Annotated in this window: 10 protein-coding genes; 7 read left to right on the forward strand and 3 right to left on the reverse strand. The window is 34.9% G+C overall.

The genetic code is table 11. The features are described from left to right. Position 1: 1 nt before the first annotated feature. Positions 2-3,145 (reverse strand): SusC/RagA family TonB-linked outer membrane protein, encoded by a 3,144-nt coding sequence (locus EV144_RS02070; protein WP_134145696.1) that lies wholly within the window; start codon positions 3,143-3,145, stop codon positions 2-4. 425 nt (positions 3,146-3,570) lie between these two features. Here EV144_RS02070 and EV144_RS02075 point away from each other — a divergent pair, with 425 nt between their 5' ends. Beyond that, the gene (locus EV144_RS02075; RefSeq protein WP_134145698.1) at positions 3,571-6,363 is read left to right on the forward strand and encodes a glycosyl hydrolase; all 2,793 of its coding nucleotides are present in this window, start codon (positions 3,571-3,573) and stop codon (positions 6,361-6,363) included. A gap of 22 nt (positions 6,364-6,385) precedes the next feature. Next, complete coding sequence (locus EV144_RS02080; RefSeq protein ID WP_134145700.1) at positions 6,386-7,507, forward strand: glycoside hydrolase family 88 protein; 1,122 nt, start codon at positions 6,386-6,388, stop codon at positions 7,505-7,507. 87 nt (positions 7,508-7,594) lie between these two features. Here EV144_RS02080 and EV144_RS02085 read toward each other — a convergent pair whose 3' ends face one another. Next, on the reverse strand, positions 7,595-9,121 hold the full coding sequence (locus tag EV144_RS02085; RefSeq protein WP_134145701.1) for a glycosyl hydrolase family 32: 1,527 nt from the start codon (positions 9,119-9,121) through the stop codon (positions 7,595-7,597). A 194-nt stretch (positions 9,122-9,315) separates the two neighbouring features. Continuing rightward, positions 9,316-11,496 carry an HAD-IIB family hydrolase gene (locus EV144_RS02090; RefSeq protein ID WP_134145703.1) on the reverse strand — a complete coding sequence of 727 codons (2,181 nt, stop codon included), beginning with the start codon at positions 11,494-11,496 and terminating at the stop codon, positions 9,316-9,318. A gap of 369 nt (positions 11,497-11,865) precedes the next feature. Between EV144_RS02090 and EV144_RS02095 the strand changes: the two genes are divergently transcribed. The 5 genes from EV144_RS02095 (at position 11,866) to EV144_RS02115 (ending at position 16,497) form a co-directional block, all read left to right on the forward strand. Continuing rightward, positions 11,866-13,677: a type VI secretion system Vgr family protein gene (locus tag EV144_RS02095; protein WP_134145705.1), complete on the forward strand. Its 1,812-nt coding sequence runs from the start codon at positions 11,866-11,868 to the stop codon at positions 13,675-13,677. A 5-nt stretch (positions 13,678-13,682) separates the two neighbouring features. Then, on the forward strand, positions 13,683-14,027 hold the full coding sequence (locus EV144_RS02100; protein WP_134145707.1) for a hypothetical protein: 345 nt from the start codon (positions 13,683-13,685) through the stop codon (positions 14,025-14,027). Between the two features lie 2 nt (positions 14,028-14,029). Continuing rightward, on the forward strand, positions 14,030-15,400 hold the full coding sequence (locus EV144_RS02105; RefSeq protein ID WP_134145709.1) for a hypothetical protein: 1,371 nt from the start codon (positions 14,030-14,032) through the stop codon (positions 15,398-15,400). Continuing rightward, complete coding sequence (locus EV144_RS02110) at positions 15,378-15,881, forward strand: hypothetical protein (protein WP_134145711.1); 504 nt, start codon at positions 15,378-15,380, stop codon at positions 15,879-15,881. The genes EV144_RS02105 and EV144_RS02110 overlap by 23 nt, the downstream gene beginning before the upstream one ends. Before the next feature lie 94 nt (positions 15,882-15,975). After that, the gene (locus EV144_RS02115; protein WP_134145713.1) at positions 15,976-16,497 is read left to right on the forward strand and encodes a hypothetical protein; all 522 of its coding nucleotides are present in this window, start codon (positions 15,976-15,978) and stop codon (positions 16,495-16,497) included. Positions 16,498-17,051 lie beyond the last annotated feature (554 nt).

The raw sequence follows: 17,051 nt of genomic DNA on the forward strand, positions 1-17,051 counted from the left end.
TTTAATTAAAATTAATGTTAAGACCTAATACTAGTGACTTTGCCAAAGGAGCTCCTCCATAATCTACCGGTACAGAGAAATCGCTGTTTGAACTTGCAGATGTATTTACCGCTTCTGGGTTAAAACCAACTCTGTATTTGTTCCAATAGAACCAGTTTTCTCCGGTTACATAAAGTCTCATATTATCAATTCTTTTAATACCTTTTATTGCTTGTCTTAAGTTATATCCAATTGAGATACTTCTGATACTTACATAATCTGATTTATACAACCAGTCTGAGTTTGCCTGATATCCAAAAGAAGTTCTCCAGTTTCCTCTTACCGCAGGATCAACATCTAAAGAGTTTTCTACAGAACCCATTCCTGTACGGTCAATTGCTCTTCCTGTTAATCCGTAAACCGTTCCTCCGTTTTGACCTTGTACTAAAACACTTAAGTCTACATCTTTGTATTTAAAGTTATTTGTGATTCCCCAAGTTACTTTTGGCGTTGGATTACCCAAATCTACGCGGTCATCAGAATTGATTTTTTTATCTCCGTTTTGGTCAATATATCTAGGATCTCCCAAAACCAATTTGTTTCCTCCAATTGTAGTTCCTCCAGCATCAATATCTGCCTGAGTTACCACACCATTTTGCTGTAATCCGAAAATCGTGTACATTGGTTTTCCTACTTCTAATTTGATAAACGGAACACCTCCATCGTAAGCATTAGAGATTTCAATTTTAGACTGTCCTGGTCCTAATGCCAATACTTTGTTTTCGTTATGACTGATGTTTGCTGATGTTCTCCACTCAAAATTATTTGTTTTAAAGTTCAACGTATTCAACTCAAACTCCCAACCTTGATTTTGTACTTCTCCAACATTCGTAAGGTAGCTTGGGAAACCTGTATTGCTCAAAATTGGCACTCTTAAAAGTAATTCGCTGTTGTTTTTTCTATATACTTCGAATGTTCCAGAAATTCTGTTTTTTATGATAGAGAAATCCAAACCTAAATCAACACTTCGTGATTCTTCCCAGTGTAAATCTGGGTTTGGAATAGATGCTGCTCCCTGCCCGATTGCTGCTGCTCCGCCAATAGAATAATTATAAGTGGCAAGAGTTGCATAAGAAGCATAACTTCCGATATTGTTACTTCCGTTGATACCTGTACTTGCTCTAAGTTTTAAGTCTGAAAGCCAGTCAACATCTTGCAAAAATGATTCTTGTTTTGCTCTCCATGCCAATGATACTGAAGGGAATACACCCCATTGTTTCTCCGTTCCAAATTTTGAAGATCCGTCACGTCTGATACTACCCGAGATAATGTATTTTTCTTTGTAGTTGTATTGCAATCTGGCAAAATAAGAAAGTAATGTACTTTTTTCTGCCGATGTAGAACCCAAAGATCCTGTTGGCAGTGTTTCTACACTTGAGCTGTTGTAAAGTGCTCCGGAAGAAAGTGTAGATTTTGTAATTTCATAAGAGTTAAAAGATTGTCCTAAAAGCAAATTGAAATTATGGTTTCCGATAGATTTATCATAATTTAAAGTATTTTCGTTTACAAAATTTTGTCTTCTAAACGTATTGTAAGAACCTCTAATACTAGCAATTACATCGTTTGGAGTATAACTTTCTGTTGTATTATCAGAGTTATCAAAGTTTACTGTACTTTTAAAAGTCAAACCTTTTGCAAATTCATAACTCGCATAAGTAGAAATCAAAGTTCTGTACATGGAGTTTTTTCCAGTTCTTGCCAAAGCATTCAACATATTGGTTGTACTGCTTCCCCACGCATATCTTGTGGTATATTTTTCTCCGGCAGCATTTGCAGCACTTTCAAAAACAGGCGTTGCAGTAAGTGCTTTAAACAACGTATTGTCTTTTCCTTCTACACCCGGATCATTTTTTACAGAATAAGATGGTGCGATGTTAATCCCCATTTTAAAACTGTCTGATAATTTTACATCAACATTTGCTCTTGCAGAAAACAAAGTGTAGTCTGTACCTACAATGTATCCTGTATTTTTTTGGTAGTTAGCAGATACATAGTAATTTACTACGTCTGTCGCTCCAGAAGCAGATAATTGATAGTTGCTAAATTCTCCTGTCTGAAAAACTTTATCCTGCCAATCGATATAATCTAATCCTGGGTGACCCGGCATATCCCATCTGTCATCATACAAATACGTATAATATCTGCTGTTGCTAGGAATAAGAGGTGCAGTTGGATTTTTTGCATTATAAGCGGCAATTCTTTGAGCCGTAGTCTGGCTTGCAGAAGCTCCTGCAATTCCAGAACCAACCCATTGGCTGTCAATCATTGTTTTTGCTCTTCCAATCCATTGTTCTGCAGTCAACATATCCACTCTATTTGCTTCTTTGTTTACACCGCCGTAAGTATTAAAAGTAAATTTTGGTTTCCCTTTTTTTCCTTTTTTAGTCGTAATTAAAACTACACCATTAGAAGCTCTGGATCCGTAAATAGAAGCTGCCGCAGCATCTTTTAAAACTTCAACAGAAGCCACATCATTTGGGTTCATATTATCCAGCGGACTTCCGTTAGAAAATCCACCATTGCTGTTTGATCCTTCCGTGTACATCGGAAAACCATCTACAACATACAAAGGCTCATTTCCTGCCGTAATAGAACCTGCTCCCCTGATTTCGATACTAAAAGGCTGTCCCGGTAAACCTGTAGTCTGTTTAACGCGAACTCCGGCAACCTGCCCAACCAAACCCTGATCGATTCTTGAAATAGGTCTTTCTGTAAAATTTTCCGTTTTGATTCCGGAAATTGCACCAGTAGTTAATTTTTTCTTTTGTGTTCCGTAACCAATAACCACTACTTCGTTTAGATTTGCGCTTTCGGCATCCAAAACAACACTGTAGTTATTAGAAGCTCCAACTTTTAATTCTTGTTTCACAAATCCAATAAAAGAGAATATCAAAGTTTCTCCTTGCGAGACCTTCACAGAATATTTTCCATCAAAATCTGTACTCGCACCACGATTAGTCCCTTTAACGATTATGTTCACTCCCGGAATAGAAAGTTTGGACGCATCTGTAACTGTTCCCGTAACCACTTTTTCTTGCGAGTAGCCCTTTGCATGCAGTAACGCAAACAGGACTAAAACTAGCAATAGATTAAAATTGTTTTTCATAAAAGTTAAATTTTGGTTAATTAATTAGTTTTCCAAATTTATTTAGAAGGGATATGCGCCCCATCCTGTAGTATCCTGTTAATCGTCAATTCATTATATATTTTTTGTATTTTTTTTAACACTTAAAACCCTTACAAATGGCTGATTTACAACGTTTAATTCGATGACAAATTCATAAATACATTATCAAAAATTTTAGTAAAATATTTTTTTATTATTCATATTTATTTAATTAAAAAAATAAAGAATAGTAAATAATATCGCTATTTTCTTATTTATTTTGCTTTCTATTAAACAGGATGCAACAGGATAGAATTAGTGGGAAGTAATTCTATTTTTACTTCATTACTGCTAATAATTCATCTCAAATTAGGATACTGTAATACATTTAAGAATGGCTCCATAACCAATCAAAACCAACAACAATGAGATTAAAAAAATCATATTGCCTTATTACTTTAGTATTGCTTTCTGGCTTTGCTTCTTTTGGGCAAAACGCAGCATCTCCGTGGCCAAAATCTTCTAATATCAATCAGCCGTGGGCGCGTTGGTGGTGGATGGGAAGTGCAGTGGATAAACCAAACCTAAAGAAAAGCCTTGTAGATTTTTATAAAGCCGGAATTGGCGGTGTAGAAATCACGCCGATTTATGGAGTAAAAGGTGAAGAAAGCAACTTTATAGACTATCTATCTCCAAAATGGATGGAAATGCTGGACTATACCATTCATATTGCCGACAGTTTACACATGCAGGTCGATATGGTTTTAGGAACCGGCTGGCCTTACGGAGGCTCTCAGGTAACTTTGCCAAATGCTGCTACCAAACTTATTGTAGAAAAATATGCCCTTAAAAAAAACGAAACATTCGATAGAAATATAGTACTAGACAGCACTAAAGAAAAAACGCCTGCCGAACTTTTGTATGTTGTTGCTTACGCGAAAGATGGAACTTCGATCAACCTGACAGATCAATTAAAAAAGAATCAGGTAAACCGAAATGATAAAGGTATTGAAGGAACTCACATTGCTTTACCCAATTTATCTGAACCTAATAAACTAAAATGGAAAGCGGCAAAAACCGATTATACAATCTATGCCGTTTTTAGCGGTAAAACAGGACAGCAGGTAAAAAGAGCCGCGCCGGGCGGAAAAGGTTATACGCTCGATCATTATTCTGAAAAAGCACTTGACGCTTATGTAGTGCCGTTTAATACTGCTTTTAAAGGTCGAGAAGGAAAAATTAGAGCTATTTTTAATGACAGTTATGAAGTTTATGGAACCGATTTTACCCCAAATTTCTTCGAAGAATTTCAGAAATTAAGAGGTTACGATTTAAAAAAACAACTTCCGAATTTACTTAACGAAACCGACAATGAAATTGGTAACCGACTTAGAAGCGATTACCGTCAAACGCTATCGGATTTATTAAACAAATTTGACAATTCGTGGACAAATTGGGCAAACTCTAAAAAATTTAAAACCAAACTTCAGGCGCATGGTTCGCCGGGAAATTTGATTGATTTGTACGCTTCTGCGGATATTCCGGAATGCGAAACTTTTGGTTCGATGCCATTTGATATTCCGGGTTTTAGACGCGAAAAAGAAGACATTCGCGAAGGCGACGCAGATCCTGTTATGCTTAAATTTTCTTCTTCTGCCGGGCATATTTCGGGTAAAAATCTAATTTCGTCAGAAACCTTTACCTGGCTTCGCGAACATTTTAAAACCGCTTTATCGCAATGTAAACCAGAAGCTGAAGATTTGATGCTAAACGGAATCAATCATATTTTTCTGCACGGTTCTACGTATTCGCCAACAAGAGCGACGTGGCCGGGATGGAAATTTTATGCTTCGGTTAATTTTAATGCCAACAACACGATTTGGGAAGACGCTCCTGCCCTTTTCTCCTATATTGCAAATTGCCAGTCGATGTTGCAGCAAGGAAAACCAGATAACGAAGTTTTACTGTATTGGCCTGTTTTTGATACTTGGGACAAATATCAAAAAGGTACTTTATTTTTTCAGTTTAAAATACATTCTTTATCCGAATGGCTTTATGAAACTTCTTTCTACGATACCACAAAAAGTTTAATGAAAAAAGGATACGGCGTAGATTTTATTTCGGATAATTTTATCGCTCAGGCGAAAGTTATAAATGGACAAATTAGCCTGCCGGGCGGTACTTTTAAAACCTTGATTATTCCTGCCTGCAAAAAAATGCCATTAGCAACGCTGCAAAAATTAATCGAATTACAGAAAGCTGGGGGTTCAATTATTTTTGAAGGACTGCCAGAATCTGTACCCGGTTTTAACGATTATAAACAGCAGGAACAAGAGCTTAAAAATCTTCTTGATATAAATAAAGTAATAACAAACCCTGTTTATGATGTATTTAAAGCATTACAAGATTCACAAATTTATCCTGAAACCCTTGTAAATACTGGCTTAAAATACATTAGAAGAAATGTAGACGGCGAAAAGCTATATTATCTAGTAAATCATACGCCAAAAACAATCGACGAATTTATTCCGTTGCAAATTGGGAACAAAGAAGTGGTAATTTTTGATCCATTGACCAGAGAATACGGAAATGCAATCGTAACCAAATCAGCTCAAAATACTTTAGTAAAAATTAGAATTGAGCCGGGACAATCTTATTTCTTAAAAACTGAAAATACGGCTTCTCAAAAGAAATGGATTTATTATGAAAAAGCTGCTGAATCACTTCCACTAAAAGGAAACTGGAAAATTACTTTTGACAAAGGAGGGCCGAAATTGCCGGCAAACGCATCGGTTACAAATTTAGAATCGTGGACGAAATTAAGTCCGGAAGCCGAAGCTTTTTCTGGAACAGCAACGTATACTTTAGAATTTAATAATTCGGATAAGAAAACCGAAAATTGGAGTCTGAATCTGGGAGACGTTCGCGAAAGTGCAAAAGTCTGGCTAAACGATGAGTTTATTGGTACAGCCTGGTCTGTTCCCTATCAATTGAATATTGGAAAATTAAAATCTGGAAAAAATATACTTAAAGTACAGGTGACCAATCTTGCCGCCAACAGAGTTCGCGATATGGAATTGAAAGGTCAGGAATGGAAAATTTTTTATGAAATCAATATGGTCGATAAAGATTATAAAAAATTCGATGCAACAAAATGGTCTCCAATGCCTTCGGGATTATTAGGGCCAATAACCATAACGCCGTTAAAACAAAACTAATTATTAAATAACGAACATTAAAATGAGAAAATTACTTTTACTTTTCGCTATATGCTTTTCATATACTGCTGTAAACGCCCAACAACCGTTTGATAAGAAACTGGTGCTCAAACAAATGATCCTTGCCAATGATTATTTTATGCAAAAATGGCCAGAAACCGGTAAAACAATTATTACCAACAAAGAACGCCCAAGTAATATCTGGACGCGCGGAGTTTATTATGAAGGATTGATGGCGCTGCACGAAATTTTCCCAAAAGATACTTATTACGATTATGCGTATTCATGGGCAGAATTTCATAAATGGGGTTTTAATAGCGGTAATACAACCCGCAATGCCGATAATTATTGTGCAGCACAAACCTATATTGATTTGTATAATCTTGAACCTGAGTCTAAAAAACTAAAAAATACTAGAGCAAATATTGCCATGTTATTAAACACTTCTCAATTAGATGATTGGTCGTGGATTGATGCCATACAAATGGGAATGCCTGTTTTTGCTAAAATGGGTGTTTTGGAAAAAGACAATCGTTATTTCGAAAAAATGTACCAAATGTATATGTACAGCAGAAATAATCACGGTGACCACGGGCTTTTTAATCCAAAAGAAGGTTTATGGTGGCGCGATGCCGATTTTGATCCTCCGTATAAAGAACCAAACGGACAAAATTGTTATTGGAGCCGCGGAAATGGCTGGGTAATTGCAGCTTTAGCAAAAGTCTTGACGATTATTCCAGAAAATGCGCCTCATAGAGAGCAATATGTAAAAGATTTAAAAGCGATGGCAGCAGCTTTAGTTCCGATTCAAAGAGCGGATGGTTTTTGGAATGTGAGTTTACACGATCCGACTAATTTTGGAGAAAAAGAAGCTTCTGGAACTGCCCTATTTGTTTATGGAATTTCATACGGAATTAACAGCGGTATCTTAAAAAAAGAGACCTATTTACCTGTGGTTCAAAAAGCTTGGAATGCTCTTACAACAGAAAGTTTACATACTAATGGTTTCTTAGGATTTCTACAATCCACAGGAAAAGAACCTAAAGACGGACAGCCTTTATCGTACGACAAAATTCCAGATTTTGAAGATTACGGATTGGGTTGTTTTTTACTAGCCGGCTCTGAAATTTATAAAATGAAGTAATATTTTTTTGCCACGAATTACACGAATTAACACAAATTAAAAATTTAAAAAAATTAGTGAAATTAGTGGAATTCGTGGCAAAAAATCTTAATTAGCGCCCTCAGGAGGTTGTACAATTCTGGTATAATCTTTTAGGTATTTATCCGGATCTGCAGCAGCATACTCGTTTTCTGGTTCCGGGAGCACGTGAATTTGAGAATCACTAACCGAAATTACTGCCGAACAAACATAAATACCAATTTTTCCTTCGCTGTATTTAAAATCTAATAAGGTCAGTTTTACAACACCATTTATAGAAAGTTCATAATAATTTCCGTAGCGGATAATCTTAAAATAAATCTGTCTATCTTCCTGAATTTCAAATTGATTCGTTTGAATATTTTCGAAAATAAAATTATTTTTTACGTCTTTTTCATTAAATCCCCAAGCTCTAAACTGCACAAAACCATTCACAAAATCAATCGAAATATAATAAGCCGTTCCTTCCTTATCACATTCAATAACAAAGCCCGTTTTTCCCATTCCTTCAACGGCTAATTTTCCTTCCCAGACAAAATCATTAGAAGGTTTTTCGAAGCAATAAATTTCATAACCGCTTCGACATCCAAAGCGCCATTTGTTTTCATTTTCAAGTTCAAATTCCGCTGTAGGATTTCCTAAAATGGGCAAAGGCAACGGCAAATCTTTTTGAAGAATTGTTTTCTGATACAGTCTTTCCCAAAAATAATAAGCCTTTAATACCAGCCTCCCACTGTGGTCAATATCTAATTCTTTTGGCGGCGGAATTACGCGATGAGTGTTGACATTTCCATCTGCAAAATAAAAATTATAGATTAAAAAATGACTGCCGTCTTTTACCACGCGCGCGGCATAATTTCCTTGTGGAAGCAGCACATTATTATGAAAAGCACAATATTCGCCCTTAAATTCTAGAGCCGACCAATAACGCACTTTTACATCTTCGCGAATAGATCCTAAAAGATAATAAGTTCCCTTAATCTCGACTACACACGGGCATTCTACATCATCATAAACATACGGGAAATGCAAAGGTTTCTGCAGCACAAACCCTTCCTTTTCTCTTTTAGCAACCGCAATACAACCTCTTCGATAAGTTGGTCCAGAGGCACTTCGGGCGCAGATTAATAAATAATCTTCTCCTTCAAACTGATATTTAAAAGGATCCCGAAAACTAATCCATTCCCGCGGATTATTGCTTGGACTTTCGTAATGCGGTGCTTCACTTTTAAAAGGCAGACCATATAAATTTTCTTTTGTCCAATGAATTAAATCTTTAGAAACTGCCCTTCCTATTTTCTGTTCAATTCCTTTATCCTGTCTTTTAAGACCTGTGTAATACATTTCATAACCTTCACCTTCAGATCTGTGGCTCACATGCATTGTCCATAACATATCGTCATCCCAATCGCCCGGATCACCTACAAAAAGAGCATTTTTTACTCGTTTCCACGAAAGACCGTCTTTAGAAACCGCGTGCGCAATGTAATCGTGATTGGGAATAATTAAATGAAATAAATGATGAATTCCGTTTTCATCTATAAAGATGTCAACATCTCCAATTTCCCAATTGCTAAATCCTGATCCTGAATACATAGTATATTTATTTAATTCGTTAGTGTAATTATTTTTAAACACATAGAAGCATAGGTTTATTTTCTAAATGCATAAAAAAAGAAATTTAAAAGAAACTTATTTCTCACACATAGCTATATGTTTATATGTAAGTGAAACGACTTTTATAGATATTCTAAAGCTATGTTTCTATGTGTTTAAATTTCACTAACGTGTTATTTAATTATTTTATAATGCTTTAATCCTTCTAAAATTCCAGACGAAGCCGAATTTTTGGCGACATAAATACTTTTAGTTGTTTCATATTCAGCTAATTCTGCGCTTCTATTGCCAACGATAATTCCTTTTATTGGCCCTCTAAACATATCAACATCATTTCCGGAATCGCCTGCAGCGATCACGTTTGTCAACGGAATAGCCCATTTGCGACACAAGAATTTAATAGCATTTCCTTTTGAAGCCCTTTTAGGAATAAAATCCAAAAACTGACCGTGACTCGGAATAATATTTACTTTGTACCAGCCCGTTCCTAAAGCTGCGATTAATTCTTCGTGATCGTAATTTTCTTTTTCATAATAATAAGAGATTTTATACGGATTCTGCGCTTCGTCTTCCTGCATTTTAATCCATTTCACGGCTTTTAATCTTTCAACAATATCATCGCGTTTCCAACGTCCGGATAGGAATTTTGCCCAGCCTTTGTCCAGCACATAATCTTTTCCGTTCGTATAATAAATTTCGGTACCAACAGAACAAATTATAAAATCGGGAAGCGGAAATTGTTCTTCGTCAATAATCTTTTTTACCAGCGTAAGATTTCGCCCCGATGCCATTGCAAAAGCCATTTTATCGGTACGATTCGTAAGATGCGCTTTTAATTCTTTTAGTCCCGGATTGTTTAATTTTGGTTCGATAAGTGTTCCGTCAATATCCGAAACCAATAAGTTTTCGACCTTTCTTTTTAAGCGGTCAATATTGATCGTAGAATAATGCTGTTTTTTAATTCCTGCGCCAGACGAAAGCGATAAATTTTCGTTTACCAATTCTACATATTGATTGACGTGGCTCAGCCAGCTGTAATGTTTCTGAATATTTATAGCGCCATTATTTGAATAATATTTCCATTGATTTTCATCTGTCAAAATATTCAAAAGTGCTTTTTTAATCTGTTTTTCATCCTGCGGATCTACCAGTTCTCCATTTTGGCAAGTCGGAATAATTTCTGAAGGCCCGCCGTTTTTAGTTACAATAACCGGAAGTCCCGAACTTGCTGATTCTATTACGGTTAAACCAAAATTTTCGTGCAAAGCCAGATTTACAAATACGCCTCTTTTTTCTGCGGCATAACGGTAAATAATCGAAACTTCATTCTCAACATCATGCTTTTTCGGAATCGCCATTTTGCCGTACAAATCGTATTTATCCATCAATAATAATAAATCGGTAAGCACCTCTTTTTCAGATTCTGGCATGGTCTGGATATCTTTTCTAATTCCTGCAAAAATTACCAGATTTGCAATGCTTTGCAGTTCTTTATCTTTGCCGTAAACTTCTATCAAAGTATGCAGGTTTTTGTGTCTGTCCGGTCTCGAAAGTGCCAAAATAAAAGGCTTATGTGGATTGGTCAGGAATTTTGAAATGGTTTCTGAAACCCAGTATTTTCGCTGTGTTTCTTCCATATTTTTATCGCTGTCCATTTCCTGATAATAATACGGAACAAATTTTCTGGTGTCAATACCCGGAGAAATGGCGTGGTATTTTGCCAATTCGAAGTTTTTATACGCTTTATACGTTTCGATTTCCTGCTCTGTAGAAGTCACAATAAATTCTGAGAGTTCTAAGGTTTTTTCTTCGGCGGCGATCCTGGCTTCAAACTTAAATTTCTTTTCCAGTTCTTCTTCCGTTTCTCCACTTTCTAATAATTTTTTCTTCTTATAAAAACCCAGCGAATGCCCTGTATGCGCAAACGGAATGTTTAATACGGCTGATAATTCTGCAGCTGCATATCCTGCATCTGCATAATGAGAATGTATCCAGTCAGGATAAATATTATGCGCTTTTATATGTTGCATTACGCCATTCACAAAAGTGTCAAGGCCTTCCCAAAGCTGTTCTTTGGCGCGGTATTTTTTCCCCAGAAAAGGAATTCGTCTGATGTGAAATTTTTCATTAACAGCTTCAACAGGAACGGCATATTCTGGAGAAAGTTTTGGATCATCAATTAATCTTGTAAACAAATCAACGTACTCAACATCTGGGTGTTGTGATAAAAACTCAGCAAGTTCATAAATGTATTTTGTTTGTCCGCCATTGTCGGCGTCACGACCAATTTCGAGGCCGGAACCCTTCAAAAGTCCGTGTATATTGATTAGTGAAATTCGTAGTTTTTTCATCATTATTATTTCTGTTAGAAATCTTAAATTATTATAATACAAAAAGCGGCCAATTTGCCGCTTTTATTTTTTTGCGTGTTTTCTGCACTCATTTTTCATTTTTAGATAGTTCTAATTCTGTTTTTGGATTGCAGAATTGTTGTCCTATTTAGAAATACAAAATTCGATAATTTGAGGTTTTTGGTGTTACAGGATTTTAGGAAATGGTTATAGTATTTGTATCTAAGGCTTGTAATTGCTGATTAGAATACAAAGTCTTATTCTATTATAAAAAAAACTTTTAATAACTATAGATAATTTTTGCTTTAGTTTTCTTTATAAAAAAGTATAAAAATATATTTAAAAGAATAACTATATCACACCAACTTACTTATGGCACATTTCGCAGATCAAGTCAAAATTACTATTGACGGCTTTTCATTAAACGTAATTCATTCAGACCTAATAGTCAGCCAGAAAATGGCAGACCATCATCATTTTTCATTCACATGGTATTATGCACCAGAAGTTGTAATTGATCCTGTCAATCAGGCAAAAGCACTTCGCAGGTATATGGGCGCCGAAGTAATATTTACTTTTCTGGTAAACGGAGTTCGATTGATGTCTAAAGGAATCATCAACGGGCTGGTTTCTATTGACCGCAACGGCAGTCCGGATGGAATTAATGTAACAGGAATCAGCCACACGATTGCGCTTGATGATATGAAAAAATCGAGAATATATCTTGAGCTTCCTTTACAAAATATTGTTCCGGGTATTTTAGCCGAAGGTCCATCCGATTTTTATCAAAAAGAAGCCATTTCTCCAACGTACCGCAAAGAATTTAAATATTTGGCGCAATACGATGAAACCAGTTTTGAATTTCTAAAAAGAATTGCTTTCCGTTATGGGCAGTGGTTTTATTTTGACGGAATGCGCACACAGTTCGGACAGCTGAAAAACAGCAAAGTAAAACTTATTAATAATGTTTCGCTTGAAGATTTTAAAATCCAGATAAATCTTACTGCACATAAAATCTCTCTGGGCGCTTATGATCCTGATAATGCCGTCAATGTAAGAAGTTCAGCAATGAAAACATCCGACGGAAGCCGTGACAGTTTTTCTGGTATTGTAGGTTATACCCAAGGAAATATTTCGCAGCCAGAATTGAGTATTGGTAAACATACCTCAAACGCTCAGGACAAAGAAGAGATCGAGCAGATGGTAAAACTGCACACTGCAGGACAAGATGCCAACAGCGTTTATTACAGCGGAACGTCTTATTTCCCGATTGGTTTAGGGCAGGTTTTCACTATTGTAAACGGAACTGTAGAGCACGAATTATTAGCCATAGAAATTACCCATTTATCGAAACTCCACGGTAATTACAGCTGTGAATTTAAAGCCATTCCGGCAGATGTTACTGCACCGCATTATACTGATGTAGAAGTTTTTGCAAAAGCAGAAAACCAGCCTGCAAAAGTTACCGACAATAATGACCCCGAAGGAATGGGACGCGTACGTGTAAAATTTAACTGGGGGAATGGAGATACAACCAGCGACTGGATCAGAATGATTCAGCCACATTCTGGTGGAGGAAAAGGATTTTATTTTATCCCGGAAATTGGCGAAGAAGTTTTGGTAGGTTTTGAAAGTGGGAATATCCAGAGACCTTTTGTAATGGGAACGGAATATAACGGACAAAATAAAAGCGGTTATGCTACAGAAAAGAATGATCTTAAAGTGATTCAAACCCGAAGTGGTAACCGAATTATTTCTGACGATGAAACAGGCGATGTTACAATCGAAAGCCAAAAAGGACAGACTATAGCAGTAATTCACGGTGACGGAAATATTAAGTTTAAAGCTCCAAAAAATATTGAGTTTGAGGCTGGAGAAGATATTGTTATGAATGCAGGAAAAGATGTAAAAACAAATGCAGGTCAAAATATTTCTGAAAGCGCAATTATAAACAAAACAACAAATGTTGGAGGCATCTTAGGTACTAGCGTTGGCTTAGATAAAATTTTAAATGTTGGAGGTGATCATAATGTTGCTATAAAAGGAAATTTAAATAAAGAAATAAATAAGGATCATACTTTATCAACTGGAAATAAAATTAAATCGTACAGTGAAAGTGGGCATGAGACACATTCGCAGACTGAGATACAAAACAACAGTGCTGAAAGTACAAGACAAAATTAAGAGCAATGAGCATTAGAAGAGTTCACAATATAACAATCATGGGAAATGATTATAGTTACAGCTATCATAACAATCTCAATAATGCAATGTTTTCTGTAAATAAAAACAAAATAAATTATCGAGATTCTGTTGGAAATTACATGACAGATGCTCCCTGTCATATCAGAATTAATTTTCAGCCTTTTAAATTAGAAAATATGGGAGACCGGATAGACAGTTCTGATGGCACTATGATTATAATGATGTCAAAGGAAGAAATTCAGGAAATTACCCAAAAAACTTTTTATGCAGAAGGACAGTTTCATGCCATAGATTTTAAAACTTTTAAAATAATCGAAAAAGAACAATAATTATGTCTGAAAATATTAGAGTTGGAGGCAACGTAAATATAAAAGTAGGAGGCACTACCAGATGGTATGCCAAAGAAGGTGTAGAAATAAATTCTAATGGATTTATAGATTATTTTGCGCCTAAATATACTTATGGTGATCCTCTGGATTCACCTGTAAAAGAAAGTGTAAAAGAAATTGAACTTATAACCACTTTAGATTTTGGTTCTAAAAATGATACAAAAGGAGGAACTAATAATCTCGGAATGCTTTTTGGGAAAACTTATGAATTTAAAGTTAAAGCTTATCACAAAGATGTTCCAAAAAACAAAACAGATATAAAATGGATGTTAAAATACCATAGCTTATCACTAAATAAATGGATAGAAATTCCGCTCGCAGCGAAAGGCGATCATATAAAGGTAGAAATGAATGAGGAAGATATGTGTGGTCGCTTTGTTTTTGTGCGGGCTTATATAAAAGATCCTATGAAAGAAGCCGAATTACCTGTCTGGAAACACAATAGATTTAGATGGTTTGACAGAATGGAAATTCACGAACAAATAAAAAATCGAGTTAAAGATCCTTGGAAAATTGATCAGGGAGGCAGTTCCCTTTGCGGTATGGCAGCCTTGTATTATGCAATGATAAAGCGCGACCCAAAGGCATACGAAAAATTGGCAAAAGAGCTTTTTAGAACTGGACAATATACTATTGGAAATTATATTCTTAAGCCTCATGAGAAAGCATTAAGTATGTATGAAACCAAGCCAACGGATGCAAATTATGTGTCTATGAAAATGAAAGCGATAGACTGGATTGTACTTGCTACAACCAGAAGTAAAGAGAGCTTAAACAGCCAGTTTGTTTATAATGGTTTTGAAAATAGCCAAGTTGACATGGTAAAAGCGGTAAATTGGCCAAATATGCTTACCAGAATGTGTAAGGAAGTTGCTGGTTTTACAAATGCAGAATCGCATGACTTAGGTTTACTACAGATTGCCAATAAAAAAGGATTGTCCGGAAAACTAAATGATGCCATTGGCGATATGGACATTCTTAATCTCAAAATTATTGATCGAAAATATAAAGAAGGTAAGACAATTTTAATGATGATTGATGCTAATATGATTTATAATATACCTGAATATAGAAATTTAAGTATAACCGAAAACTCACACTGGGTTGTTTACGAAGGTGAATTAAGTTTTATTGATGTTGGAAATAGCAAATTTGTAGGTTTTAGTATATATACTTGGGGCTTTAATCCAATTAATCAACGTAACGAACTTGGATATGAAGCAGATATTAGCCAAAGTCTAATCTATAGAAAAGAACGAATTAATTTACAATCATTTAAAGCAAATTATTATGGCTATATCGAAATATCTTAAATTAGGGAGTGTTTTTCTTTTATTGACTAGTTGTAGCGAATATTTTAATCAAGATTATTCATTTCAGGGAATTTACTTGAAAGAATGGAATTCATCAGTATGTCCAAAAAAGATTGTATATGAGAAATATGAAAGAAAAACAAATTTCACAAAAATTATTAATAGTTATTCTGATTTTGAGATCAGAGACTGTGAAAGTCAGGTATTAAAATATAATCAAAGATTATTTACTCCAATAACATTGTATAAAGGACAAATAAATTATGACATAAGATTAATAATTGATGATAGTCTTGAATTCAAAATAACAAATATTCATACCATAAGAGACACTACCAAATATGTCTTTACACTCGGCAAAAAATATTACATCAACAACACAATTTGTTCAATGATTATCAATGGACATCATTCAGATAATAAAGATGCAAAAAATAACATAGTGATTTTAACAAAATTAGGAAATGTAATTAAAAATTAAGCGAATCTAACCCATTCATCGAATGTAATATTTATAAACACGAGAGAATTTCTATTGAATCATTTAAAAGTAACAATTATGGATAGTAACAATTATGGATACATTGAAGTATATTAGTTTAATAGTATTGTTAATTTTTATAAACTGCAAAAGAATTACTTATACAAAAGACAATAGTTCTTTCGATAATATTATATTAAGAGACTGGAATTCCTCAATATGTCCGAAAAAAATTATTTACGAACGATATGTCAAAAATTCAAATTTTAAAAAATTAATTAAAACTGACTCTATTTTTGACACCCGGGATTGTGAAGAAGGATATAAAACTTTTAATCAACGAGTACTAATACCTTACATTTTAGGGACTGAGCAAAGGTTCATTACTGGAAAAATAGATTATGATGTTAGATTAGTTTTAGATGATAGTCTCGAATTTAAGATTACATTCATAAATAATAAGATTGACACAGTTTTTTCCGGTGGACGCCCTGGCGATTTGATTATCATGAATAATATTAAATCACTAATAGTTAATGGATATAAATTGGACAATACAAAATCTCCGCTTAATATTGATATTCCAACAAAATTGGGAAAAATAATTAAAAAATAATAACGGTTTGAGATTATTGATATATTGAAGTACTAGACTTTTTCTGTTATTAATATTATCAAGTTGTATAAAGTAAAATAAAAAGAAGATTGCCCTGAAAACTAAAAGATGTTATTGGTGAAATGGATATTCTTAATCTGAAAATTATTGATTCGAAAATATAAAGAAGGTAAGACAATTTTAATGATGATTGATTCTAATATGATTGAAGATATGGCCGGTTACGATCCAATGACATTAACAACTAATTCACATTGGGTTGTTTATGAAGGAGGATTAAAGTTCTTAGAAGTTGGAGATAGTAAGTTTGTCCATTTTAGTATTTACACATGGGACTTGATTTTAAACATGATTATCTTCCCGAATCAGGAAATAAAAAAGAAGTACCTACACAATACAAACTCTTGTATTCCCCCGCTGGCGCGAGCGTCTCGCTCGTGAACCCAAAGTTAAGATTGAAGATGATGTCTTGTGCTGAAATTAGATTTACAATGCGCGCACGAGCGGGACGCTCGCGCCAGCATGGGTATTCCTAGAACAATAGTTTCAGAATT

The sequence above is a fragment of the Flavobacterium sp. 270 genome, assembly GCF_004368785.1.
GTDB lineage: Bacteria > Bacteroidota > Bacteroidia > Flavobacteriales > Flavobacteriaceae > Flavobacterium.